The sequence below is a fragment of the Tabrizicola sp. genome (assembly GCF_041913445.1).
Classification (GTDB): Bacteria; Pseudomonadota; Alphaproteobacteria; order Rhodobacterales; family Rhodobacteraceae; genus Tabrizicola.
Map to the genome: position 1 here is coordinate 85,952 of NZ_JAYSFG010000013.1, position 24,190 is coordinate 110,141.

Consider the following 24,190-nt stretch of genomic DNA (forward strand, 5'->3'; position numbering starts at 1 on the left):
CAAGTCGAGGCATGGCCAACCGTTATATTCCGCTGGCGCTGCGCTACAGCCCCACGCCCCGCATCGAGCATTTCGCGCTTCTGTCGGGGCTGGAAGCGGCAGTGCGGGGCACACTGATCTCGGCCATGCCGCTGGCGGTCTATGCGGCGCTGCAGGATGCGCAGTTGACGTCGCTGGTCTATTTCCTGGCCGGGATCGTTGCTCTGGTCTGGGGGCTTATGGTGCCCTGGGCGACCCGCCTGATCCCGCGGCGCTGGGCCTATACGGGCGGGTGCCTGTTGTACCTGGTGGGGATGGGGCTGGCGGTCCTGGGGACCTGGTGGTCGGTGCCGATGTCGCTTGCCTGCAACGCGATGGCGACGGCGACGACCTTCGTCTGCCTGAACGCCTATGTGCTGGATTATGTCGACCGCACCAACCTGGGCAAAAGCCAGTCGACGCAGATGCTCTATGCAGCGGCGCCTTGGGCGATCGGGCCGATGACGGGGGTCTGGCTGCATGACCACTGGGCACCCGCGCCGTTCATCCTGGCGGGGGTGTTTGCGCTGATGCAGCTGACGGCGTTCTGGGTCTTGCGGCTGGGGAACGGCAAGCAGATCCAGCGGGCGAAGCGGCCGGCGGTGAACCCGGTGGGTTACCTGGGGCGGTTCTTCAAGCAGCCGAGGCTGATCGCGGGCTGGATGTTCGCGGTGATGCGGTCCTGCGGCTGGTGGGTTTATGTCGTCTACTTGCCGATTTTCTGCATCGAGGCGGGGCTCTGGGACAAGGTCGGTGGCATTGCCTTGTCCATATCGAACGCGCTCCTCTTCGCGGCCCCGGCGCTGAACCGGCTGGGGCGGCGGATGTCGGTGCGGCGGTCGGTCCGGGCGGCCTTCGGCTTCTGCGGGGCGCTGTTCCTGGCGGCGGGGCTGATGGCCTTCCTGCCCTGGACGACGGTGGCCTTCTGCATGGCGGCCTCGATCTTCCTGGTGATGCTGGATGTGGTCGGTGGCCTGCCCTTCCTGATGTCGGTCAAACCCAGCGAGCGGACCGAGATGTCTGCGGTCTATTCCAGCTTCCGCGACGTGTCGTCAATCCTGACGCCGGGGGCGGCCTGGCTGGTTCTCTGGGTGGCACCCTTGCCGGGGATCTTCGTGGCCGCAGGCCTGGGGCTGCTGGCGTCCTGGGCGGTGGCCGGGCGGCTGCACCCGAGGCTGGGGGCGCAACGGCCGTCGCGCGGGGGCGTCGCGGCCTAGGCCCAGATCCTGCCGTGCTTGACCAGCCAATCGGCCGAGGCGAGGAGGGCGGCCTTGGGGGCGATGAACTCCATCCCCATCTCGCTGACCGCACGTGCGTTGGACACCCGTTCCAGATGGCCGAGCTTGGGCAGGATCGACTTGATCGTCGGGTCGAAGAGCGAGAGGAGCCGCACGATGGCCTTGGGCGCCTCGCGCGTCGGGATGCGGCGGGTGGGGTAGGCGGCCTTGAGCGTGCGGCCCATGTCAACGAAGGCCATCGAGCCGGAGGAGGCAAGGTAGCGCCGTCCTTCAGTTTCGGGGCGCTGCAGCGCGCGCAGGTGCATCTCGGCCACGTCGCGGACGTCGACCACGGGCAGGCCCATCGGGGGCAGCATCGGGTCCTTGCCCTTGAGGAAGCGTTCGACCAGCGTAAGCGACGAGCCGTAGTGTTCGTCCAGCGGCGGGCCAAGGACGAGGCCGGGGTTGATGGTGGTAAGCTTCAGGCCCCGGGCCTTGGCAATCTCCCAGGCCGCGCGCTCGGCCAGGGTCTTGGACTTGGCATAGGGCGTGGTGCTGGGCAGGTGGGTGTCGCACCAGTCGGCCTCGTCCTGCAGGGTGTCGGGCTTGCCCTCGTTGATGACGGCGACGGTGGAGGACGTCAGCACGACGCGAGTAACGCCAGCGGCGGCGGCGGCTTTCAACACGCGCTCGGTCCCTTCGACGGCAGGGCGGATGACCACGGCGGGGTCCTTCGGCTGGGCGATGGGGAAGGGCGAGGCGGTGTGGACCAGGGCGGAGACACCGGCCATCGCTTCGGCCCATCCGGTATCGGATTCGAGGTCGGCCTGGTGGAAGGTCATCGCGCCCGCGCTTTCGGTAAGATACGGGGCCAGGGCAGCGCGGACCTCGTCGGCCCGGTCCAGCCGGCGCAGGGTGCCGCGCACGGCGTAGCCTGCATTCAGCAGTTTCAGGGCCACATGCTTCGCGATGAAACCGGAGATCCCGGTCAGCAGCACAAGGTCCATGCCCGACACTCCCTACCCTTTCTAAAGGTTAGGCGAGCCGGGCTGCAATGCAACCCTTACTCCAGTAGGCGGCGGGCGATCACCTGTGCCTGGATCTCGGCGGCGCCTTCGAAGATGTTCAGGATGCGCGCGTCGCAGAGGATGCGGCTGATCCGGTATTCCAGCGCAAAGCCGTTGCCGCCGTGGATCTGCAAGGCGTTGTCGGCACTGGCCCAGGCGACGCGGGCGCCGAGGAGCTTGGCCATCCCGGCCTCCAAGTCGCAGCGCTTGTCGTGGTCCTTCTGCCAGGCCGAAAAGTAGGTCAGCTGGCGGGCGATCATGATCTCGACCGCCATCATGGCGAGCTTCGACTCGATCCGGGGGAACTCGATCAGCGACTTGCCAAACTGTTTGCGGTCCTCGGCATATTGCATCCCCGTTTCCAGCGCCGACTGCGCGACGCCGATGGCGCGGGCGCCGGTCTGGATGCGGGCGGATTCGAAGGTCTGCATCAGCTGCTTGAAGCCCTGGCCTTCGACCTGGCCCAGGAGGTTTTCCCCCTTCACCCGGAAGTCGTCGAAGTTGACGGTGTATTCCTTCATGCCGCGGTAGCCGAGCACCTCGATCTCTCCGCCGGACAGGCCCTGGTCGACGAAGGGAGTCTCGTCCGTGCCGGGCGTCTTTTCGGCGAGGAAGAGCGAGAGGCCGCGGTAGTCGGTGGTGCCTTCGACGCTTCGGGCAAGGACGGTCATGACGTGCGTCCGGGCGGCGTGGGTGATCCAGGTCTTGTTGCCGGTGATGATCCAGTCGTCGCCGTCCTTCCGCGCGCGGGTCCTCAGCGAGCCGAGGTCGGAGCCGGTGTTCGGTTCGGTGAAGACCGCGGTCGGCAGGATTTCACCGGAGGCGAGGCCGGGGAGCCACTTCTGCTTCTGCTCTTCCGTCCCGCCGCAAAGGATCAGCTCGGCGGCAATTTCCGACCGAGTGCCAAGCGAGCCCACGCCGATGTAGCCGCGCGAGAGTTCCTCGGAGACGACGACCATCGAGGCCTTGGACAGGCCGAAGCCGCCGTAGGCTTCCGGGATCGTCAGACCGAAGACGCCCATCTCGGCGAGTTCCTGGATCACCTCCATCGGGATCAGCTCGTCCTTCAGGTGCCAGTCATGCGCGCGGGGGATGACCTTGTCGTCGGCATAGCGGCGGAACTGGTCGCGGATCATCTCCAGCTCTTCGTCGAGGCCCGTGGCCCCGAAGGTCGCCCGCCCGTGGTTGTCGCGCATCAGGGCGACGAGGGCGTGGCGCGCTTCGGCAGAGTTGCCCTGCGCCATCAACGTCGCGGCGGCGGTGCCTGGGGTCCAGGTCAGGCCAAGGTCAGAGAGACGGGCGAATTCCGTCTGGCTCATCGGGATGCCGCCCGCGATCTGGGTCAGGTATTCCCCGAAGCCGATCTGGAGGATCAGCGTCTCCATCTGGCCGAACTGCCCGGCCTCTTTCAGCCGTCCAGCCCAGGCGTCCAGCTGGCGCAGGGCTTCGACATAGGTGGCAAGCCAGGCGAGCGCATGGGCCTGGAACTGGCGCGCCTCCAGCGCCTGGTTCGAAACCTTGCCACCCGCCGAGACCTGGGCCTTCAGCGTATCGCGGGCCTGCGCGAACAGCGCCTCGACCTCGGGGAGGGCGGCGGCGGTCAGGGCCTGAAGGTCGGCAAGGATCGGGGTTTCGGTCATGACTTGTCCGTCAGGCATCGGTCGGCTCCGGCAAGATTCTGCATCTGCGAAGAGGTAGCGCCTTCGCAACCGCAGAGCAACAAGATTTCAACACCGATCATCACGGCGAATGAAAATGTCGCAGCCGATTCACGAGATGCCCCCGCAGGCCTGGGCGATTTCGGGAAGGGCCTCGGCCGGGACCACCTCGAAGGGCACCGTGTAAAGGAGTTCGTCGCCCGCCCAGGCCTCGAACCGCCAGGGGCCGGGGATAAGCTCATCCTCGCGGTCGAAGCGGAAGAAGGCGAACTGGTCGGAAAGGTCGGTGAAGCTGGAGTCCCAGGTTTCGGGCGTGGAGGAGCCGGGGCGGTAGACCCGCATTTCGCCGTCAAGGAACAGGCCCGGGGCCATGCGGGACTTGATCCCGAAGGCAAGGCCGATCTGCGCGGGGACCACCTGGCGGTCGGGCCAGTGGAAGTCGATCACGCTGTCTGGGACGTGTATCCAGCCGGTCAGGGTCCCCGGGGCAGGGCGCTGGTCCATCGCCTGCAGCGCACAGAAGACGCCGACCTCCAGCCGCGCGACGCTGGTTGCGGCCTGCGGCAGGGCCGGGTCGGCGCGAAGCGGGGTCGTCAGGGCCAGCGCAATTGCCAGTGCCAGCGTTCGCATTTCCGTCTCCCGGGCCTTTCCCCTGCCGGGAGAGTGCGCCACAAGGGGGCGGAAAGGGCAAGTCATGTTCGAATTCGTCTCTGGCGGTCTGTCGGGCCAGGCCTTTGCGGCGGCGCTGGCGATCACGCTGTTTGCGGGCTTCGTCAAGGGCGCGGTCGGATTTGCGATGCCGATGATCCTGGTGTCCGGCTTTGCGGTGTTCCTGCCGCAGGAGCTGGCGCTGGCCGGGCTGATCCTGCCAACGCTGGTGACGAACCTGAGCCAGGCGTTCCGGCAGGGTGTGGGACCGGCGGTCGAGACGGCGCGGACCTATCGGAGGTTCCTGGTGGCGACGGTGGTGTTCATCGCGGTGTCCGCGCCCTTCGCCGATGCGATCCCGAGGGTGGTCTACCTGCTGATGCTGGGGATCCCGATCAGCCTCTTCGCGGCGCTGCAGCTGATGGGCAAGAGCCTGGCGATCAAGCTGCACCATCGCGACCGGGCGGAATGGGGGCTGGGGGTGATCGGCGGGCTTTACGGCGGGGTCTCTGGCATCTGGGGGCCGCCGCTTCTGGTCTTCCTGTTGTCCACCGGGGCGGACAAGGTGACGATGATCCGCGCGCAGGGCGTAGTCTTCCTGATCGGCGCGGTGGCGCTTCTGGTGTCGCACCTTGGGACCGGCATCGCGACGGGACCCGCCTTGGGCTTTTCCGCCGCGCTCTGTCTGCCGGCTCTGGCGGGGCTTTACCTGGGCTATGTTGTGCAGGATCGCTTGGACCAGGCCCGCTTCCGGCGCTGGACGCAGGGGCTTCTGGTGCTGACGGGGCTGAACATGGTCAGGCAGGCGCTTTTCGGCTGAGCCCGTAGCCTGCGGCCAGAAGCACAAGGCCAGAGGCGAGGAAGCCCAGGTCCCAGGCCAGCCACTGGCCGGGGGGTGCGGTCTCGTTCACGTGGTGAAGGCCGAGGAGCTGGTGGTTCACCAGGCCCTCGATCAGGTTGAAGAGGCCGAAGCCCATGAGCGCACCGCCAATCAGGCGCGACCAGAGAAGCCGCGCTCCGCGCCGCGCGCCGCGCCAGAGGAGGGCGATGGCTGCGGCCGTCATGATCCAGGTGGCAAGGTGGAAAAGCCCGTCGAAAAGGGTGTTCATCCGCAACCCGTCGACCGTGTCCACGGGGACGCCGGCCGAGGAGGCGATGTGATGCCATTGCAGGACCTGGTGCAGCACGATCCCGTCGAAGAACCCTCCCAGGCCCGCGCCGAGGAGGATGGCTCCGCCGGTCGGAAAGGGCCGGGGCGGCGTGGGTGCCTGGGGTATGGTCTGGGAGGAAAGGGGCATCCCCGGCGAACCGGCGGATGCCCGACTTGTTCCGTCAGCCGATGGCGGCGGCCTTCACGTCGGCGTCGATGAAGGGCACGTACTGGGCGAAGTTCTTCTGGAACATGCCCACCAGTTTCGCCGCCTGCGCGTCGTAGGCGGCAGGGTCCGCCCAGGTGCGGCGCGGGTCGAGGAGGGTGGCATCGACGCCCGGGACCTGGACCGGGACCTCGAAGCCGAAGTTCGGGTCCTTGCGGAACGTCCCATTGCCCAGCGAGCCGTCCAGTGCCGCGGCCAGAAGCGCGCGGGTGGCCTTGATCGGCATCCGTTTGCCCGTGCCATAGGCGCCACCGGTCCAGCCGGTGTTCACCAGCCAGCAGGAGGCGCCATGCTTGGCGATCTTGGCCTGCAGAAGCTTGCCATATACCTCGGGCCGGCGCGGCATGAAGGGCGCACCGAAGCAGGTGGAGAAGGTGGGCTGCGGCTCGGTGATGCCACGTTCCGTCCCGGCGGCCTTGGAGGTGAAGCCGGAGAGGAAGTGGTACATCGCCTGCGCGGGGCTGAGCCGCGCGATGGGGGGCAACACGCCGAACGCGTCACAGGTCAGCATGACGACATGGCGCGGATGGCCGCCCAGGCCAGTGGCGCTGGCGTTCGAAATCGCCTCCAACGGATAGGCGCAGCGGGTGTTTTCGGTGAGGCTGCGGTTGGAAAAGTCCAATTCCAGCGTTTCGGGGTCGTAGACCATGTTCTCCACCACGGTCGCAAACCGGTGGGTGGTCGCATAGATTTCCGGCTCGGCCTCGGGGCTAAGGTCGATGGTCTTGGCGTAGCAGCCGCCCTCGAAGTTGAAGATGCCGCGGTCGGACCAGCCGTGTTCGTCGTCGCCGATCAGCGTGCGGTCGGGCGAGGCGGAGAGCGTGGTCTTGCCGGTGCCGGAGAGGCCGAAGAAGACGGCGGCGTCCACGGGGTTGCCGATGGCATGGTTGGCCGAGCAGTGCATGGCCATCACACCCTTGGCGGGCAGGAGGTAGTTCAGGATGGTGAAGACCGACTTCTTGTTTTCACCCGCATAGGCGGTGTTGGCGATCAGGACGGTCTTGTCGTCGAAGTTGAGGACGATGGCGGTTTCCGTCCGCGTGCCGTGGCGGGCCGGGTCGGCCTTGAAGGACGGGCAGTTGATGATGGTCCAGTCGGGGGTGAAGCTGTCCAGCTCGGCCCGGTCGGGACGGCGGAGGAGGTGACGGATGAAAAGCCCGTGCCAGGCCAGCTCGGTCACCACGCGCACGTCCAGCCGGTGGATCGGATCGGCCCCGGCGTAGAGGTCCTGGACGAAGAGCTCACGCCCCTGGACATGGGCCAGCATGTCGGCCTTGAGGCGAGCATAGGCCTCGGGCGTCATGGCGGCGTTGTTGTCCCACCAGATGGTGTCTTCGGTGGTGGCGCTGCGGACGACGAACTTGTCCTTGGGCGAACGGCCGGTGAACTGGCCGGTGGTGCAGAGGAAAGCGCCTCCGCGCCCAAGGCGGCCCTCGCCGCGCGACACGGCGGCCTCGACCAGCGCGGACTCGACATAGTTGTAGTGGGCCACCGCCACACCCGTAATGCCTTGCGTCTCCAGCGTCTGGTTGGGGTTCACGCGTCCTTGGGTCATCCTGCAAGCTCCCGTTGCCGCAAGCCGCTTGCGGCGGTTCAGATGGGTCGGCATCCGGGCCAATGAATGCCGTGACAAGCCCTTGTGGGGGCCGGCCATAAGGGGCCTATAGCATGGGATTTTTGCACGAGAATAGCGTGTTTTCAAACAGTTAGCGCAATCATTCCGCCGTTAGCGCCACCATCGGCAAGGCCCTGCCGGAAGGGGTCGGAAATTGTCACCGGGATTGGCTAAATTGTCACCCTTTGACGCATTGTTTCAGGGGTGATTCGGATTTCTGTTGATTATCCGGGGGGCAACCCCGAAAATGTCGGTCAAAACAATAAGGCAGCAGCAGTTTTAAGGGAGGCACGCAGATGTCCCGCATCGCCCTTGTCGACGATGACAGGAATATCCTGACCTCGGTCGCCATGACCCTTGAGGCCGAGGGCTTCGAGGTCGAAACCTACAACGACGGCCAGTCCGCGTTCGAGGCGTTCAGCCGTCGGATGCCGGACATGGCGGTCCTGGATATCAAGATGCCCCGGATGGACGGGATGGATCTGTTGCAGCGCATGCGGCAGAAGACCTCGATCCCGGTGATCTTCCTGACCTCGAAGGATGACGAGATCGACGAGGTCCTCGGTCTGCGGATGGGCGCGGACGACTACGTCAAGAAGCCCTTCAGCCAGCGGCTTCTGGTGGAACGCATCCGCGCGCTTCTGCGCCGACAGGAGGCGATCAATACGGGCGAAGCGGCCGCCACCGAAGAGACCCGGATGATGGAGCGGGGTGCGCTCCGCATGGACCCGCTGCGCCATTCGGTGACCTGGAAGGGCAAGGAGGTCGCGCTGACGGTGACCGAGTTCCTGCTTTTGCAGGCGTTGGCTCAGCGGCCCGGCTTCGTGAAAAGCCGCGACCAGCTGATGGACGTGGCCTATGACGACCAGGTCTATGTCGACGACCGGACCATCGACAGCCACATCAAGCGGCTGAGGAAGAAGATGCGGTCGGTCGACGACACGTTCTCGGCCATCGAAACGCTCTACGGCATCGGCTACCGCTACAACGAAGAGTAACGGTCGCCCGACATGACCTCGGCCCCCAGGCTCAACCCCAATGACGTTCGGCCAAAGCGGTCGGGCGACGTCCTTCTGGGCGAGGACTGGGTTTCCCCCGACGCCACCGTCGAGCGGTTGAAGGAAGGCCGCGGCGGGCGCAGCATCGTCGGGCTGAACCGCTCGCCGCTGGCGCGGAAGATCATCGTTTTCAACCTGATGGCGCTGGTGCTTCTGGCCGTGGGCGTGCTGTTCATGAACCCGTTCCGCGACAGCCTGGCGCTGCAGCGCCAGCTTGGAATGGTGCGCCAGGCCGAACTGATTTCCGCCGTCTACGAGGCGCATCTGCGGTCGGGCAACACGGGCTTCGACTTCCGGACGCCGCTGCAGGACATCGAGCTTGACCCGGTGCTGGAGGTCTTCGTCTTCGATCCGACCGGGGCGCTGCTTGCCTCGCGCGTCGGGCAGGGGACGGGGACACTCGTGACCAACCCCGACCAGCCAACGATCCTGACCGACTTCCTGGAAGGCGTCTGGAACATCGTGACCGTGCTGTTCCGACAGGGCCAGGCTGACCGGACCGAGACGATCGACCCGGCCGACAACGCGCGGGCGGCTTTCGAGGGCGCGCGGGGCGGCGAGGTGGTGACCCGCATCACCCGCAACGGCGAAGGCAGCATCTACTTCACCGTCGCTACGCCCATTAGCATTTCGGGCGACCTGGTGGGGGTCGTTGCCGTCACCTCGAACAGCCAGGAGATCGACCGCCTGGTGCGCTATGAACGCGAGCAGATCCTGCAGATGTTCGTGCTGGCCGTGGTCCTGTCGATCAGCCTTAGCCTCATGCTGGCCTCGACCATCTCGAACCCGCTGTCGGACCTGGCGGCGGCGGCGGAAGTGGGCCGCGACCGCGACTCGCGCCGGGTGGCGCCAAGCCGGGTCCGCATCCCCGACCTTGCGGCCCGCCCGGACGAGATCGGCCGGCTGTCCGTTGCCATGCGGGGCATGGTCTCGGCGCTGTATGACCGGATCGACGCCAACGAACAGTTCGCCGCCGACGTGGCGCACGAGATCAAGAATCCGCTGGCGTCGCTGCGGTCGGCCGTCGGCTCGCTGCGGTTCGTCAAGAAGGACGAACACCGCGACAAGCTGCTGGACGTGATCGAGCATGACGTCCGTCGCCTGGACCGGCTGGTCAGCGACATCTCCAACGCCTCGCGACTGGATTCCGAGCTGGTGAAGGAGGAAGAGGAGGAGTTCAACCTTCTCAAGACGCTCTCGAACCTTTGCCAGTACCTGTCGCAGCAGGCCGGTGAGAAGGGCGTGGATTTCATCATCGACCTGCCGTCCGACCCGATCACCATCCACGGGCTGGAGGCGCGGCTGGCGCAGGTGTTCGTGAACCTCGTCACCAACGCGATTTCCTTCTGCGAGGATGGCGATGCCGTCCGCGTCTGGGCCCGGCGGCGTGAGAACCGGGTGCTGATCGTGGTCGAGGACACCGGACCGGGCATCCCGGAACAGGCGCTGACCAAGGTGTTCAAACGGTTCTATTCCGAACGCCCGCAGTCCGAATTCGGCAAGCATTCCGGCCTGGGTCTGGCGATTTCGAAGCAGATCGTCGAGGCGCATGGCGGCGTCATCTGGGCCGAGAACATCCGACCCACGGCGGCCGATCCGACCTCGGAACCCCTGGGCGCGCGTTTCGTCGTCGGCCTGCCGGTGTGACCGCGGAAATCCTGCACGCAAGCTGCGTGGCCGTCGAAGGCCGGGGCCTCTTGATCCTGGGACCTTCGGGTGCAGGAAAATCATCCTTGGCGCTGCGGCTTGTCTCTCTGGGGGCGGCGCTGGTCTCGGATGATCTGACGCGGGTGGCGCGGGGGGGCGACGGGCTGGTCGCAAGCTGTCCGAAGGCCGAGTTCCGGGGGCTGATCGAGGCACGGGGCCTGGGTCTTTTGCGCGCGCCCTGGATCGAAAGTGCGGACATCGCGCTGGTCGTCGATCTTGGCCAGGTCGAAAGTCAGCGCCTGCCGCCCGTCCGGACGGTCACGATTCTGGGAACTGAGGTTCCCCTTGTGCTGCACGCGCAAAATGACCATTTTCCCGACGCCTTGATGCTTTATCTTAAGCACGGTCGTCAGGCATGACGTTCGCCTGGATTTCGCATGATACCCGACCCGACCCATGACCACCGTCTTGTCTTCGTCACCGGCCCCTCGGGCGCCGGGCGGACGACGGCGATCCGCGTGCTGGAGGATCTTGGGTACGAAGGCATCGACAATATCCCCCTCTCTCTGGTCCCCCGTCTGGTCGAAGGCGCGCCGCTGGACCGGCCGATCGTCCTGGGGCTGGACGTCCGCAACCGCGACTTCAACGCCACCGCGCTGATCGAGCTGATCGACAGCCTGACCCGCGACCCCCGCGTGCAGCTGGAGGTGCTTTATCTGGATTGCGCGCCCTCGGTCCTGATCCAGCGCTTTTCGGAAACCCGGCGGAGGCACCCCCTTGCCCAGGCCGAGACGCCCGCGCAAGGGGTGGAGCGCGAGATCGACCTTCTGGCGCCGATCCGGGTCCGGGCGGACCACCTGATCGATACGACTGAACTGACGCAGCACGACCTCAAGGCCGAGCTGGCGGCGATCTTCGACATCATGCCCTCGGGCCGGCTTTCGGTGTCGGTGCAGTCCTTCAGCTACAAGCGTGGCATCCCGCGCGGCGTGGACATGATCTTCGACTGCCGCTTCCTCGCGAATCCCCACTGGCAACCGGCGCTGCGGGCGCTGGACGGGCGCGACCCGGCGGTCGAGGCCTTCGTCCGCGCCGACCCGCGCTTCGAGGAATTCTTCCGGAAGGTGAGCGACCTTCTGACCTTTCTGCTTCCGGCCCATCTCGAGGAGGGAAAGGCGCATCTCGCCATCGGCTTCGGTTGTACCGGAGGGCAACACAGGTCGGTGGCCATGGCGGAAATGGTCGGTTCAGCGCTTGCAGAGGCGGGCTGGCCAGTGTCAAAACGGCACCGGGAACTGGAACGCAAGGCCGCGGCCCATGACCCCGAAGTAATGAAGGTGGCGGGCGCTTGATCGGTATCGTGATCGTGGCACATGGCGGTCTGGCGCGGGAATATCTCTCGGCGGTCGAGCATGTCGTGGGCCGTCAGGACGGGGTGCGCGCCATTGCCATCGAGGATGACCATGACCGCAGCGCCAAGCAGGCCGAGATCTGCGCCGCCGCCGATGCCGTCGACACCGGGCATGGCGTGGTGCTGGTGACCGACATGTTCGGAGGATCTCCCTCGAACCTGTCGCTGCCGGCCTGTGCCACGAGCGGCCGCCGCATCCTTTACGGCGCCAACCTGCCCATGCTGATCAAGCTTGCCAAATCGCGCGACCTGGGTGTTCCTGAGGCCGTGGCCGCCGCGCTGGACGCGGGCCGCAAGTACATCAACAGCCTCGACCTCGGCGGCGGGGCCTGAAGGAACCCTGCATGACCAGCCGCACGCTGAAGATCGTGAACGAGAAGGGCCTTCATGCCCGCGCCAGTGCCAAGTTCGTCGAAGTGGTGGAAGCGCACGAGGCCCGCGCCTCGGTCGCCAAGGACGGGATGGAGGTTTCGGGCGATTCGATCATGGGCCTGCTGATGCTGGGCGCCTCGCGCGGGACCACGATTGACGTCACGACCAGTGGCGAAGACGCGGAGAAACTCGCCGATGCACTGGAGGCGCTTGTTGCGGCCCGGTTCGGAGAGGACTATTGAGGCGGATGCCCCGACTCTGCGCGGGGCCACCCCTGGGGATAGCCGCTGAGTGACTGACCACAGCCAGATCGTATCCGAGACGCCGTCGTCTGCGGCCGTCCCGGCTGACCGTCCGTATGACATGCGGCGGCTGTCCTATGCGGGCACCTTCAAGAATCCCTGGAAGGCCAACTCGATCCGTGCGCTGGAATGGCTGACCGCAAAGGTCCAGCTTCTGCGCCTGATCCGCAGCTTCGAGAAGTCCGGCGCCCCGCATGGCGCGCCCTTCTGGCCGAAGGCGATCCGCCACATGGGCATCCGGATCGAAACCCCGCCCGAGGAAATCGCCCTGATCCCGAAGACCGGGCCCCTGGTCGTGGTGTCGAACCACCCCTCGGGGCTGGTGGACGGCATGGTGCTGGCCGAGATGGTCAACCGCGTGCGGTCCGACTTCAAGATCCTGACGCGGTCCCTGCTGACCGGCATCCCCGAGGTCGAGGAGTTCATGATCCCCGTCCCCTTCCCGCACGAGGACAACGCCCGCGAGCTGGGCCTGCAGATGCGGGACGAGACGATGGCGCATCTGAAGGCCGGGGGGGTGATCATCCTGTTCCCGGCCGGCAAGGTCGCAATGTCCGAAGGCTGGTGGGGCCCCGCGGTCGAGGGGGAGTGGAACGTCTTCACCCACAAGATCGTCAAATCGACCGGCGCGACGATCCTGCCGATCTACTTCCCCGGCCAGAACTCACGCGCGTTCCAGATCGCCAACCAGCTGTCGGACACGATCCGTCAGGGGCTCTTGCTGTATGAGATCAAGCGGTGTCTCTTCAAACCGACCCGGCCCGTGATCGGTGCGCCGATCCCGGCGGAAGAGCTGAAGAAGTGGGAAGGCAACCCGCGGGGGTTCCTTGCCTGGCTTCGGGAGCATACGCTGGGCTTGGCCGGCAAATCCTGATTTTTCACATAAGAATAGTTCACGAGCCTTCTGCGAAGGATCGCTTCACCGCGTCGGCACCGGCACTTCGCCCCGATAATCATAGAAGCCCCGCTGGGTCTTCCGCCCCAGCCACCCGGCCTCGACGTACTTGGTCAGCAGGGGACAAGGCCGATACTTCGTATCCGCCAGCCCCTCGTGCAGGACGTTCATGATCGAAAGACACGTGTCCAGCCCGATGAAATCCGCCAGCTCCAAAGGCCCCATCGGGTGGTTGGCGCCAAGCTTCAGCGACTCGTCGATCGACTTCACCGAGCCCACGCCTTCGTACAAAGTATAGACCGCTTCGTTGATCATCGGCATCAGGATGCGGTTGACGATGAAGGCCGGGAAGTCCTCGGAGCTGGAGGCGGTCTTGCCAAGCTTGCGCACCACCTCGTGCAGCGTCTCCCAGGTCTCCTGGTCGGTGGCGATGCCGCGGATCAGCTCGACAAGCTGCATCACCGGGACCGGGTTCATGAAGTGGAAGCCCATGAACTTTTCCGGCCGGTCGGTGCGCGACGCCAGCCGGGTGATCGAGATTGACGAGGTGTTCGACGTCAGGATCGTCGTGGGCTTCAGATGCGGCAGGAGGTCCTCGAAGATCGCTTGCTTCACGGTCTCGCGTTCCGTGGCGGCCTCGATGATGAGGTCGCACTGGCCCAGGTCGGTCAGTTTCAGCGTGGTCTTGATCCGCTCCATCGCCGCGCGCTTGTCGGCGGCCAGGACCTTGCCGCGGCTGACCTGGCGGTCGAGGTTCTTCTCGATGGTGGCAAGCGCCTTCTGAAGGCTCTCCTCCGAGATGTCGGTCATCAGCACGTCATAGCCCGCAAGGGCAAAGACATGGGCGATCCCGTTGCCCATCTGTCCCGCACCCACCACGCCCACCTGCTTGATGTCCATCGCTTGACCTCCGTCTTTCGACCCCGGTTATGCCCGCCCGGTCCCCCCGGCGCAAGGCGAGGGAAATGCCTAGACCTTTAACGAACCGCCCGATTTTAGCCATTCGGCAACCACCGTCGGGCAGGCTTTGTGGCGGGTAGACTGGAAACGGGTGGTGGGATGATGTCGATTCTGGCGGAAGCGGAGGGGCTGGATTATTTTCCGTGCCGCTATGGCGCGTCGAAGACGCTGTTCCGGGGGCCGGAGCGGGTGCTGACGCAACCCTTCGTCGCGATGCTGGGCGGGTCCTCCACCTTCGGGAAGTACGTGGCGCAGCCCTTCCCCGCGCTGGTGGAAACGGCCTTGGGCCGTCCGGTCGCGAACCTTGGCGGGCTGAACGCGGGCCCGGATTTCTACCTGTCGGACCCGGCCGCACTGGCAGTCGCCGCCCGGGCGCAGGTGGCTGTCGTGCAGGTCACGGGGGCTGAGGCGCTGACGAACCCCTATTACAGCGTGCACAGTCGGCGGAACGACCGTTTCCTTGCCGCAACCCCTGCACTGCGCGCGCTCTTCCCCACGGTGGACTTCGCCGAGGTGCACTTCACCCGCCATCTCCTGCAGGTGTTGGAGCGGAGCGATCCCATCGCCTTCGCCCAGGTGGTCAACGGGTTGAAAGACGCATGGATGGACCGGATGCGCCGGCTTCTGGGTCAGTTGCCGGGACGGCGTGTGCTGCTCTGGCTGGCCGACGCCCCGCCGCCGGACCAGGCGCTGGCGCTGGACCCCGCGCCGCCCTTCATCGACAGGGCCATGCTGGATGCGCTGCAGGGCGAGGTGGACCAGGTGGTCATCGCCACGCCCAGCAGGCGGGCGCGGGCGCTTGCCCCGTTCGACATGACCTACCCCGAGACCGAGGCCGCCCTTGCCGCCTGCCTGCCCGGGGCCGCGATACATGCCGAAGTCGCCGCAAAGCTGGCCCCGGTCGTCAAGGCGCTTCTCCAAAACTGAAAGGGCCGCCCTATGGCGGCCCTTCCGGATCCGGTGCGTCGGATGGGCGATATCGCCCACCTGCCTCAGAGCTTCTCGATCAGCTCCGGCACGACGGTGAAGAGGTCGCCCACCAGGCCGTAATCGGCGACCTGGAAGATCGGCGCCTCTTCGTCCTTGTTGATCGCGACGATGATCTTCGAATCCTTCATCCCCGCGAGGTGCTGGATCGCGCCCGAGATGCCGACGGCGACATACAGTTCCGGCGCCACGACCTTGCCGGTCTGGCCGACCTGCCAATCGTTCGGCGCGTAGCCCGAGTCGACCGCGGCGCGCGAAGCGCCCACGGCGGCGTTCAGCTTGTCGGCCAGCTTCTCGATCAGCGCGAAGTTCTCTTGCGAACCCACGCCACGGCCACCCGAGACCACGATCCCGGCCGAGGTCAGCTCGGGACGGTCCGAGGAGGCAACTTTATCCTCGACCCAGGCGGACATGCCGCCGTCGACCGAAGCCGAGACCTTCTCGACCGGGGCGTTGCCGCCCTTGCCCGCCGCGTCGAAGGTCGCGGTGCGGATGGTCAGCACCTTCTTCGCGTCCGAGGTCTTCACGGTCTGGATCGCGTTCCCGGCATAGATCGGGCGGTCGAAGGTCGCGGCGTCGTGCACGGCCAGGACTTCCGAGATCACCATCACGTCGAGAAGGGCCGCCACGCGGGGCAGGACCGATTTCGACAGTGCGCCGGAAGCGGCCACGATGTGTTCGTAGTCCCCGGCCAGCGACACGACCAGCGCGGCGGTGGGTTCGGACAGGCCGTGGGCGTAGGCGCCATCTTCGGCCAGAAGGACCTTCGCCACCCCGTCCAGCGTCGCGGCTTCCGCAGCGGCGGCGGCGGCGTCGGGGCCCGCGACCAGGACGGTCACCGGACCCAGCGATTTCACCGCGGTCAGCGCCTTGGCGACCTGGTCGGCCGCCAGTTTGCCCTCGGCAACGTCAGCAAGAAGAAGAACGGCCATCAGATCACCCCCGCTTCGTCTTTGAGTTTCGCGATCAGCTCGGCCACCGAGCCGACCTTCACGCCCGCCTTGCGGCCCGCCGGTTCGACGGTCTTCACGACCGAAAGCCGCGGCGAGACGTCCACGCCGTAGTCGGCGGGCGTCTTGGTCGCCAAGGGCTTGGCCTTGGCCTTCATGATGTTCGGCAGCGAGGCATAGCGCGGCTCGTTCAGGCGGAGGTCGACGGTGATGATCGTCGGCATCTTCACCGTGATGGTCTGGAGACCACCGTCCACTTCGCGGGTCACCTTGGCGCTGTCGCCCTCGATGGCGACTTCGGAGGCAAAGGTGGCCTGCGACCAGCCCAGGAGGGCCGAGAGCATCTGCCCGGTCGCGTTCATGTCGTTGTCGATCGCCTGCTTGCCGCAGAGGACGAGGCCCGGGGCCTCTTCCTTGACCACGGCGGCCAGAAGCTTCGCGACGGCCAGCGGTTCGATGTCGGTGTGCACGTCGGTGGCGGCCTCGATCAGGATCGCGCGGTCGGCACCCATCGCCAGCGCATTGCGGAGCGTTTCCTGCGCCTGCTTCACGCCGATGGAGACGACGACGACCTCGGTCGCGACGCCCTTCTCCTTCAGGCGGATGGCTTCTTCCACCGCGATCTCGTCAAAGGGGTTCATCGACATCTTGACGTTGGCGAGGTCGACACCCGAGCCGTCCGCCTTCACCCGAACCTTCACGTTGTAGTCGATCACCCGCTTGACCGGGACCAGAACCTTCATGGGCCGCACTCCTTGTCCGACGTGGGCCGCGATGGGCCGCACAAGCTCTCGCCCGCCTGTTACCGGAACGGGGGGCGTCGGAACAGACCAAATGCGACAGGTTTCCGCGACGCGACGCCGCGTTTTGATCGTTCGGGTCGATCAGGCGATCAGCGCGTCAGGCCGGGGACCCAGAGCACGTCGTCCTTGCCGTCGTTGTTGGCGATGCGGCCGGCGACGAAGAACCAGTCCGACAGGCGGTTGAGGTAGCGGACCGCCTCGGGGTTCACGTCCTCCATCGTCGCGGTTTCCACGACCAGGCGCTCGGCCCGGCGGCAGACGGTGCGGCAAAGGTGCAGCTGCGCGGCCAGCACCGACCCGCCCGGCAGGATGAAACTGCGCAAGGGCGTGAGCCGTTCGTTCATCGCGTCGATCTCGCGCTCCAGGCGGGCGACCTGGCCTTCGATCATGCGAAGCGGCGTGTAGGACAGGGTCGCGTCCAGGTGGCGGTCCGGGGTGCAAAGGTCCGCGCCCAGGTCGAAAAGGTCATTCGAGATACGCTTCAGGGCCTCGGCCATCTCTCCGGTCGCGTGCAGCCGGGCGAGGCCGACGGTCGCGTTCGTCTCATCCACCGTGCCATAGGCGCTGACCCGCAGCGAATGCTTCGCGACCCGTGCGCCGTTGCCCAGTGCGGTTTCCCCGGCGTCCCCGGTCTTGGTGTAGATCTTCGACAGGACGACCATGATTACCCCCGCGCCCTAAGCCAGGCGAAGCCGGCGATCAGCACCACGGCCACAAACTGCACGCCCAGACGCCAGCGCATGATCTTGTTCGCGTTGCGCTTGTTGAACTCGCCACCCTTGGCGAAAGTGCCGATCCCGAAGAGCAGGATGCCCAGGACCACAAGGCAGGCGACGACGGCGAAGATGACGAGCGGATCGGAAAACATGGCTTTCTCCCTTTGACCCTGATCTAGGGGCGCGCGGCCCGAAAGCGAAGCCAAATTTCTTGCGTAAGAAATTTGCCAAGAATTTTACTAAAAATTCTTGCGGCTAGCCCTTGGAGACCAGCCAGTCCAAGGCCCGCGTCGGCAGAAGGCGGCGGAGGGCTCCCATCAGATAGGTCGGCGTCGTGACATAATAGCGCGGCTTCGGACGCGGGTCTTCCAGCGCGCGGATCAGCTTGGCCGTCACCGCCTCGGGCCCCAGCTCGAAGGCGTCCTTCTTGATCTTCTTGTCGTAAAGCCGCCCGCGCAGGCTGACATACTGGTCACGCCGGGCCGAGTTCTCCCAATCCACCCATTTCTCGAAATGCGCCACGGCATTCTCGCGGATCTTGGTGGCGATGGGACCCGGTTCGATCAGGATCAGGTCTATGCCCGTCCCGCGCATCTCGATTCGCAGGACGTCCGTAAGCCCCTCCATCGCGAACTTGGTCGCGACATAGGCCCCGCGCCACTTGGCACCGACCAGGCCCAGGACCGAAGAGCAGTTGACGATCCGCCCATGCCCCTGCTTGCGCATGACGGGGATCACCCGGCGGGTCAGGTCGTGGTAGCCGAAGAGGTTGGTCTCGAAGATCTCGCGCAGTGCGCCGCGCGGCAGGTCCTCGACCGCGCCGGGGCAGGCGAAGGCGCCGTTGTTGTAGACCGCATCCAGAGTGCCACCGGTCCGGCGCAGCGCTTCGTCCAACGCATCGGCGATGCTGGCTTCGTCGGCATAGTCCAGGCGGAAGCTCTCCAGCCCCTCGGCCCGCAGCCGTCCGCAGTCCGCCTCCTGCCGGCAGGTCGCGAAGACCCGCCAGCCGCGCGCCTTCAGGCCACGCGCAGCGTCAAGCCCGATGCCCGAGGAGCATCCGGTGATCAGGATCGAACGTTGGGTCATGTGTCCCTCGGGGCAGACGGCCCGTCAGGGGGCCTCGGCGCTGAGGTAGCGCATGGCGACGAAGCCTTCCACCCCGTCGCCCTGGATCACGATCCGCGCCCAGTCCTCGTTGACGGCCTGCACCACCAGCGTCGCCTCGCCCGAGGCAAGCTTGCCCACCACCTCGGCCTCGGTCGTGGGTTCGGCGCGGACGTTGACCGAGCTGGCGTTGACGTACCAGATCGTGCCCTCTCCCCCGTCCGGGACTTCCGGAGTGGATGCCGCATCGGCAGAAGCGGCGGGCATCGCTTCGTTGCCGACGGATGCCAAGGAGAAGACGGGCTCTTCCAGCTCGGTGACCAGTTCCCGGTCCGGTTCGACATAGGGTTCTGGTTCGGCAGAGGCCAGGACGGGGGCGGCCGATTCGACCACCGGCTCTGCGATCTCTGGTTCCGCTGCGGCCGATTCGACGGCCGGCTCGGCCACCGCAGCGGGCGCCTCGGCCACGGTCGCGGGGGCCGGCGTCAGCGCTTCGGGTTCAGCCTTTTTCGCGGCGGCCGCCGCCAGACCCGGGCGCATCTGCCCGCGGTCCTCGCCTGCAATCATCAGGGCGGCGAACATGCCGATACAAAGAAGTAAAGTGAGGCGAAGCATGAAAAGGTCCGTTTCTGTCGTTGCGGCGGTCTTAGCACAGGCCTGTTCGCGGAGTGTAAGAAAAATGCACAACCTCCGCAGTGGTTCCCCTGTTCCCGTGATTGCCATCTGGACCCGTCGCGGCGTTTTCCCTACACCACATGCATGAGCGCAGATGACGACGAGCCCAAGATCGAGGGTCCTGAGGGCCTGACCACCTCCGAACCCCTCTCCCGGGCGATCGGCGAGAGGTATCTGACCTATGCGCTGTCGACCATCATGCACCGGGCGCTTCCCGATGCCCGCGACGGGCTGAAGCCGGTCCACCGACGAATCCTCTGGGCGATGCGGCGGCTGCGCCTCACGCCGACGGGGGGGTTCCTGAAATCGGCCAAGATCAGCGGCGACACGATGGGGGACTTCCACCCCCACGGGGACGCGGCGATCTACGACGCGATGGCGCGCTTGGCGCAGGACTTCAACATGCGCTACCCGCTGGTGGACGGGCAGGGCAACTTCGGCAACATCGACGGGGATAACCCGGCGGCGTCCCGCTACACCGAAGCCAGGGTGACCGCGGCGGCCGAGGCGCTGATGGAAGGGATCGACGAGACGGCCGTCGACTTCCGCCCGAACTACGACGGCCGGTTGGAAGAGCCGGTGGTGCTGCCGGCGGCGTTTCCGAACCTGCTGGCCAACGGCTCCTCGGGAATCGCCGTGGGGATGGCCACCAACATCCCGCCGCACAACCTGGATGAGCTGATCGACGGTTGCCACGCGCTGTTGGACAATCCGGCCCTCACCGATGAAGAGCTGGTCGCCAGGATCCCCGGCCCGGACTTCCCGACCGGCGGCGTGATCGTCGAACCCCGCGATTCGATCCTGGAAGCCTACAAGACCGGCCGCGGCGCCTTCCGCACCCGCGCGAAGTGGGAGGTCGAGGACCTCGGCCGCGGGACCTGGCAGATCGTGGTGACGGAAATCCCGTTCCAGGTGCAGAAGTCGAAGCTGATCGAGAAGTTGGCCGAGCTTATCCAGATCAAGAAGGTCCCCCTCCTGGCCGATGTCCGCGATGAAAGCGCCGAAGACATCCGCCTGATCCTGGAACCCCGGTCCCGCACCGTGGACCCCGAGGTGCTGATGGGCAGCCTCTTCCGCAACTCGGACCTCGAGGTGCGGTTCTCGCTCAACATGAACGTGCTGATCGACGGCAAGGTGCCGAAGGTCTGCTCGCTGAAGGAAGTGCTGCGGGCGTTCCTTGACCACCGGCGCGACGTCTTGCGGCGGCGTAGCTTGCACCGGATCGAGAAGATCGATGCCCGGCTGGAGGTGCTGGAGGGCCTGCTGATCGCCTTTTTGAACCTCGACCGGGTGATTGACATTATCCGATACGACGACGACCCCAAGGCCGCACTCATGGCCGAGGACTGGTCGAAATCGCACATTCGGGCGACGTCGGAGAAGGACTACAAATCCCCGGCCAGCGGCGGTGAGGGCCAGCTGACCGAGGTCCAGGCCGAGGCGATCCTGAACATGCGGCTGCGGTCCTTGCGGCGGCTGGAGGAGATGGAGCTGAACGCCGAGCGCGACGCGCTGATGAAGGAGCGCGCGGACCTCGCCGACCTTCTGGACAGCGAGCGGCGCCAGTGGAAGCGGATCGGGAAAGAGCTGGACGAGGTCCGGAAAGTCTATGGAAAAGGGACGGCCTTGGGCGCGCGCCGGACGCAATTCGCCGACGCCACCGAGGTCGAGGAGATCCCATACGAGGCGATGATCGACCGGGAGCCGATCACGGTCATCTGTTCCAAGATGGGCTGGATCCGGGCGATGAAAGGCCATGTCGACCTGACCGCTGAGCAGAAATTCAAGGACGGCGACGGCCCCCGTTTCGCCTTCCATGCCGAGACGACGGACAAGATCCTGCTCGTGGCCGAGAACGGTCGCTTCTACACGCTCCTGGGCGCGAACCTGCCCGGTGGGCGGGGGATGGGAGAGCCGGTGCGCCTGATGGTCGACCTGCCGAACGACACCGGGATCACCGGGTTCCTCCTGTTCCGTGCGGGGCAGAAGTTCCTCCTGGCCTCCAGTGCCGGGGACGGGTTCATCGTGCCGTCGGAGGAACTGGTGGCCCAGACCAAGGCCGGGAAGGCCGTGCTGACGGTGCGGGACGGGGTGAAGACGGCGGTCTGCGCTCTGGTCAACGGGGACATGATCGCTGTGGTGGGCGACAACCGGAAAATGCTGGTTTTCCCGCTGTCCGAGCTGCCGGAAATGGCCAAGGGCAAGGGTGTCAGGTTGCAGAAGTACAAGGACGGGGGCCTGTCCGACGCGGTCACCTTCCACAAGGCCGACGGCCTGTCCTGGAAGGACCCGGCCGGGCGCACCCGGACCGAGACGGACCTTCTGGAATGGACCGGCGCCCGCGCCAGCGCCGGGAAGATGGCCCCGCGCGGCTTCCCGCGGGACAACAGGTTCACCTAACCCACGAGCATTTCCGCCAAGCCGCGCTCGCAGGCCAGGCGGTCCACGGCTCCCAGACGACCAAGTCGTCGCAGGATCAGGCCGTTCGGCAGACTCACGAACCGCATTCTCAGGATACAGGGAACCTGCAGACCAGCCGACTCGAGATCGGACACTTCGATGTCACTTGGCCAGGATGTGGCTTTGGCCGTCGTGATCATGGCGACCAGCGATGCACCGTTTTCGGCGTTGAACTTGCGGCCCGAGACCACAACGCCTGGACGACGCTTGAGGACGGGCTGTTCGGCGAAGGGGAATGGAACGACGATGGTGTCGAACCGGTCACAGATCACGAAACGCCTCGTCGTCCTCGGCGCTTGACCATTCGGACATCAGGCCAGAGGTGGCCATGAGGAAATCGTCCGCCAAGGTCACGGCCTCGACTGCGACCCGGTCGCCCTTCCTTGACTTGTACCAGTCGTTCCAGACGTCGCGCATCGGGCCCACAGGCCGGATCGCGTGAACCGGGCGTCCGTCCTTGCCGGTCTTCATGCGGCGCCACCGACCCACGACCCGGTCCACGGAGAGCAGGATCTCGTCTTCGGGTTCCAATGATTGCAGCCGCTCAAGCAAGTCCTTGGCGTGGACATGCTTGAACCAGATTGCGACATCCGTAATTGGCAGCCGTTCCATGGGGTCCCCGGGGGTCTTGTCAGGGGGATATATAGACCCCCTTCGACACTCCCGCAACTCAGCTACGCTCCACCTTCAGCCAGACCCCGCCTTGTGGCCGGAGCGTCAGGATCATCACCGGCTTCGGCTCTTTCCCCGGGATCGGCGTGAAGCGGAACCGGGCGAGGAGCGTGGCCAGAACGATCACCGCCTCCTGCAGGGCGAAGCTTGCGCCGATGCAGATGCGCGGGCCGTCGCCGAAGGGCAGGTACTGGAAGCGCGGGATCGCCTTGGGATCGGCGAAGCGGTCGGGGCGGAAGGCGTCTGCGTCCTCCCACAGCAGGCGATGCCGGTGGAGCGCGTAGATCGGCAGGATCACCGTGTCGCCCGGCCGGACCTCGCGGCCGCAGAGGGTGTCGGCGGCCATCGCGGTGCGGGAGAGGAAAGCGGCGGGCGGATACATCCGAAGCGCTTCGTCCACGATCCGGCGGGTTAGGGGCAGGTTCGGCAGGTCCGCCACCGTCGCCGAACGGTCCCCCAGGGCCGCCTGCGCCTCGGCCCGCGCGGCGGCCTGAATGGAGGGATCGAAGGCGCAGAGATACAGCGCCCAGCTCAAAGTCAGCGCCGTCGTCTCGTGCCCGGCCACGATGAAGGTCAGAAGGTTGTCCCGCAGCTCCGAGGTCGTCATCTGCCGCCCGCTTTCGGGGTCGGACCCGGCCATCAACAGGTCCAAGAGGTCCGGCGGCGTCTTCCCGCCTTCCGCCTTCCGTGCCTCGATGGCCCGATCGGCGAGCCGCTTGGTGTCGCGCATGGCGCTGCCGGTCCAGAGGCGGTTCGGGCGCGGCACCCAGGGCGGGGCGCCCAGCACATCAAGAAGCGAGACCTTCGCCGTCGCGCCGATGTACTGCTCGATGGCGGCATGCACCGCCGCCCGATCGAAGCCGGTGCCGTCCGAGAAGGTGACGTCCGCGATCACCTCGAAGGTCGCCGTCACCATCTCGTCAAAGAGGTCCGCCGCCCGGCCCGCCGCCCGGTCCAGCCGCGCCACCGACCGCTCGGCCGCCGCGGTCATCACCGGACCCAGCGCCGTGACGTTGCGATGCGAGAAGACCGGCGCCGCCGTCCGCCGCTGCCACATCCACTGCGCGCCCTCGGCCACGAAGAGGCTGTCGCCGATGGCGGGTTCCAGGATCAGCTTCGTCACCACCGACTTCGGGTAGTCGTCCACCCGGTCGCGCAGGACTTGGCGAAGCCCGTCGGGATCCATCAGCATGTGCCAGCGCTTGCCCGTCCGACCGGACAGGATCGGCACCCGCGTCGCGACCTCGGGGATCAGCTCCAGCACGTTCCTTTGTGCGGCGCGGAAGCTGGCCCAGACCCCCATCGGTTCGGTGTGAAGCGCCACGCGGGCGGGAAGGGAGGGAGGGGCGTCAAGCATGATGACCTATAGATAGGGCAGGGTGGGGCGCGGGCAAAGCGCGCCGCTGCCGCACCCCGGCCTGCCCGGCCAATCAGGCTTGAATTTCCCGCACGCGCGGGCTAAGTCGCCGCCCGTGTAATCTCGGGTCCCCCTCGGGCCCGATCTGGACAAGGGCGGATAACGCGATGGCGAAGGCAAAGTTTGAACGGACGAAACCGCACGTGAACATCGGGACCATCG

The 24,190-nt window shown here is 66.3% G+C and carries 26 protein-coding genes; 11 read left to right on the plus strand and 15 right to left on the minus strand.

Annotated features, from left to right (window positions below):
* Positions 1–11: 11 nt before the first annotated feature.
* Positions 12–1,235 carry an MFS transporter gene (locus ACE3Q6_RS15085; protein WP_374434012.1) on the plus strand — a complete coding sequence of 408 codons (1,224 nt, stop codon included), beginning with the start codon at positions 12–14 and terminating at the stop codon, positions 1,233–1,235.
* Here ACE3Q6_RS15085 and ACE3Q6_RS15090 read toward each other — a convergent pair.
* The 3 genes from ACE3Q6_RS15090 to ACE3Q6_RS15100 all read right to left on the minus strand — a co-directional run bounded on the left by ACE3Q6_RS15090 (position 1,232) and on the right by ACE3Q6_RS15100 (position 4,590).
* The gene (locus ACE3Q6_RS15090; protein ID WP_374434015.1) at positions 1,232–2,242 is read right to left on the minus strand and encodes an SDR family oxidoreductase; all 1,011 of its coding nucleotides are present in this window, start codon (positions 2,240–2,242) and stop codon (positions 1,232–1,234) included. The genes ACE3Q6_RS15085 and ACE3Q6_RS15090 overlap by 4 nt on opposite strands.
* 56 nt (positions 2,243–2,298) lie before the next feature.
* A complete protein-coding gene (locus ACE3Q6_RS15095) occupies positions 2,299–3,960 on the minus strand; it encodes an acyl-CoA dehydrogenase family protein (protein WP_374434017.1) in 1,662 nt (553 codons plus the stop codon).
* Positions 3,961–4,071: 111 nt separating this feature from the next.
* Positions 4,072–4,590, minus strand: a complete 519-nt coding sequence (locus ACE3Q6_RS15100) for a hypothetical protein (RefSeq protein ID WP_374434019.1) — start codon at positions 4,588–4,590, stop codon at positions 4,072–4,074.
* A gap of 64 nt (positions 4,591–4,654) precedes the next feature.
* Between ACE3Q6_RS15100 and ACE3Q6_RS15105 the strand changes: the two genes are divergently transcribed.
* Entirely contained in the window at positions 4,655–5,428 is a 774-nt protein-coding gene (locus ACE3Q6_RS15105) for a sulfite exporter TauE/SafE family protein (protein ID WP_374434021.1), read from the plus strand.
* Here the strand turns inward: ACE3Q6_RS15105 and ACE3Q6_RS15110 are convergent.
* Both ACE3Q6_RS15110 and ACE3Q6_RS15115 read right to left on the minus strand, forming a co-directional pair.
* The gene (locus ACE3Q6_RS15110) at positions 5,406–5,906 is read right to left on the minus strand and encodes a DUF2243 domain-containing protein (RefSeq protein ID WP_374434023.1); all 501 of its coding nucleotides are present in this window, start codon (positions 5,904–5,906) and stop codon (positions 5,406–5,408) included. The genes ACE3Q6_RS15105 and ACE3Q6_RS15110 overlap by 23 nt on opposite strands.
* Positions 5,907–5,940: 34 nt before the next feature.
* Positions 5,941–7,539: a phosphoenolpyruvate carboxykinase gene (locus tag ACE3Q6_RS15115; protein WP_374434025.1), complete on the minus strand. Its 1,599-nt coding sequence runs from the start codon at positions 7,537–7,539 to the stop codon at positions 5,941–5,943.
* 356 nt (positions 7,540–7,895) lie between these two features.
* Here ACE3Q6_RS15115 and ACE3Q6_RS15120 point away from each other — a divergent pair, with 356 nt between their 5' ends.
* From ACE3Q6_RS15120 to ACE3Q6_RS15150, 7 genes are read left to right on the plus strand one after another with little or no spacing between them, the layout of a single operon-like run.
* Entirely contained in the window at positions 7,896–8,597 is a 702-nt protein-coding gene (locus ACE3Q6_RS15120) for a response regulator transcription factor (protein ID WP_137111551.1), read from the plus strand.
* A 12-nt stretch (positions 8,598–8,609) separates the two neighbouring features.
* Complete coding sequence (locus ACE3Q6_RS15125) at positions 8,610–10,304, plus strand: sensor histidine kinase (protein WP_374434028.1); 1,695 nt, start codon at positions 8,610–8,612, stop codon at positions 10,302–10,304.
* Positions 10,301–10,723, plus strand: coding sequence for an HPr kinase/phosphorylase (locus ACE3Q6_RS15130; RefSeq protein WP_374434030.1), 423 nt, complete (start codon positions 10,301–10,303; stop codon positions 10,721–10,723). Before ACE3Q6_RS15125 ends, ACE3Q6_RS15130 begins: the two co-directional genes overlap by 4 nt.
* 18 nt (positions 10,724–10,741) lie before the next feature.
* The gene (rapZ, locus tag ACE3Q6_RS15135) at positions 10,742–11,656 is read left to right on the plus strand and encodes an RNase adapter RapZ (protein WP_374434032.1); all 915 of its coding nucleotides are present in this window, start codon (positions 10,742–10,744) and stop codon (positions 11,654–11,656) included.
* A complete protein-coding gene (locus tag ACE3Q6_RS15140) occupies positions 11,653–12,048 on the plus strand; it encodes a PTS sugar transporter subunit IIA (protein WP_374434035.1) in 396 nt (131 codons plus the stop codon). The genes rapZ and ACE3Q6_RS15140 overlap by 4 nt, the downstream gene beginning before the upstream one ends.
* A gap of 11 nt (positions 12,049–12,059) precedes the next feature.
* The gene (locus tag ACE3Q6_RS15145; protein WP_374434037.1) at positions 12,060–12,329 is read left to right on the plus strand and encodes an HPr family phosphocarrier protein; all 270 of its coding nucleotides are present in this window, start codon (positions 12,060–12,062) and stop codon (positions 12,327–12,329) included.
* A gap of 49 nt (positions 12,330–12,378) precedes the next feature.
* Entirely contained in the window at positions 12,379–13,263 is an 885-nt protein-coding gene (locus ACE3Q6_RS15150) for a lysophospholipid acyltransferase family protein (protein ID WP_374434039.1), read from the plus strand.
* 45 nt (positions 13,264–13,308) lie between these two features.
* Here ACE3Q6_RS15150 and ACE3Q6_RS15155 read toward each other — a convergent pair whose 3' ends face one another.
* Positions 13,309–14,184 carry a 3-hydroxybutyryl-CoA dehydrogenase gene (locus ACE3Q6_RS15155; RefSeq protein ID WP_374434041.1) on the minus strand — a complete coding sequence of 292 codons (876 nt, stop codon included), beginning with the start codon at positions 14,182–14,184 and terminating at the stop codon, positions 13,309–13,311.
* Positions 14,185–14,346: 162 nt separating this feature from the next.
* Between ACE3Q6_RS15155 and ACE3Q6_RS15160 the strand changes: the two genes are divergently transcribed.
* Complete coding sequence (locus ACE3Q6_RS15160; protein WP_374434043.1) at positions 14,347–15,171, plus strand: DUF6473 family protein; 825 nt, start codon at positions 14,347–14,349, stop codon at positions 15,169–15,171.
* Positions 15,172–15,236: 65 nt separating this feature from the next.
* On the opposite strand, the gene ACE3Q6_RS15165 is transcribed toward ACE3Q6_RS15160, so the two are convergent.
* The 6 genes from ACE3Q6_RS15165 to ACE3Q6_RS15190 all read right to left on the minus strand — a co-directional run bounded on the left by ACE3Q6_RS15165 (position 15,237) and on the right by ACE3Q6_RS15190 (position 19,386).
* A complete protein-coding gene (locus tag ACE3Q6_RS15165) occupies positions 15,237–16,163 on the minus strand; it encodes an electron transfer flavoprotein subunit alpha/FixB family protein (RefSeq protein ID WP_374434045.1) in 927 nt (308 codons plus the stop codon).
* Positions 16,163–16,924 (minus strand): electron transfer flavoprotein subunit beta/FixA family protein, encoded by a 762-nt coding sequence (locus tag ACE3Q6_RS15170; RefSeq protein WP_374434047.1) that lies wholly within the window; start codon positions 16,922–16,924, stop codon positions 16,163–16,165. Before ACE3Q6_RS15170 ends, ACE3Q6_RS15165 begins: the two co-directional genes overlap by 1 nt.
* Positions 16,925–17,073: 149 nt before the next feature.
* The gene (locus tag ACE3Q6_RS15175; protein ID WP_374434050.1) at positions 17,074–17,646 is read right to left on the minus strand and encodes a cob(I)yrinic acid a,c-diamide adenosyltransferase; all 573 of its coding nucleotides are present in this window, start codon (positions 17,644–17,646) and stop codon (positions 17,074–17,076) included.
* A gap of 2 nt (positions 17,647–17,648) precedes the next feature.
* Positions 17,649–17,852, minus strand: coding sequence for a twin transmembrane helix small protein (locus tag ACE3Q6_RS15180; RefSeq protein ID WP_374434052.1), 204 nt, complete (start codon positions 17,850–17,852; stop codon positions 17,649–17,651).
* Positions 17,853–17,955: 103 nt separating this feature from the next.
* Positions 17,956–18,786: an SDR family NAD(P)-dependent oxidoreductase gene (locus ACE3Q6_RS15185; RefSeq protein WP_374434055.1), complete on the minus strand. Its 831-nt coding sequence runs from the start codon at positions 18,784–18,786 to the stop codon at positions 17,956–17,958.
* 24 nt (positions 18,787–18,810) lie between these two features.
* Entirely contained in the window at positions 18,811–19,386 is a 576-nt protein-coding gene (locus tag ACE3Q6_RS15190) for an SH3 domain-containing protein (protein WP_374434058.1), read from the minus strand.
* Positions 19,387–19,563: 177 nt separating this feature from the next.
* Here ACE3Q6_RS15190 and ACE3Q6_RS15195 point away from each other — a divergent pair, with 177 nt between their 5' ends.
* Positions 19,564–21,879 (plus strand): DNA topoisomerase IV subunit A, encoded by a 2,316-nt coding sequence (locus tag ACE3Q6_RS15195; RefSeq protein WP_374434060.1) that lies wholly within the window; start codon positions 19,564–19,566, stop codon positions 21,877–21,879.
* On the opposite strand, the gene ACE3Q6_RS15200 is transcribed toward ACE3Q6_RS15195, so the two are convergent.
* Genes ACE3Q6_RS15200 through ACE3Q6_RS15210 form a run of 3 tightly spaced genes read right to left on the minus strand, consistent with a single transcriptional unit; the run spans position 21,876 to position 23,968 of the window.
* Positions 21,876–22,211, minus strand: coding sequence for a type II toxin-antitoxin system PemK/MazF family toxin (locus ACE3Q6_RS15200; RefSeq protein WP_374434062.1), 336 nt, complete (start codon positions 22,209–22,211; stop codon positions 21,876–21,878). The two genes, ACE3Q6_RS15195 and ACE3Q6_RS15200, sit on opposite strands and share 4 nt — an antisense overlap.
* Entirely contained in the window at positions 22,201–22,551 is a 351-nt protein-coding gene (locus tag ACE3Q6_RS15205; protein WP_374434064.1) for a hypothetical protein, read from the minus strand. The genes ACE3Q6_RS15200 and ACE3Q6_RS15205 overlap by 11 nt, the downstream gene beginning before the upstream one ends.
* Positions 22,552–22,609: 58 nt before the next feature.
* Positions 22,610–23,968, minus strand: a complete 1,359-nt coding sequence (locus tag ACE3Q6_RS15210; protein ID WP_374434067.1) for a cytochrome P450 — start codon at positions 23,966–23,968, stop codon at positions 22,610–22,612.
* Positions 23,969–24,190 lie beyond the last annotated feature (222 nt).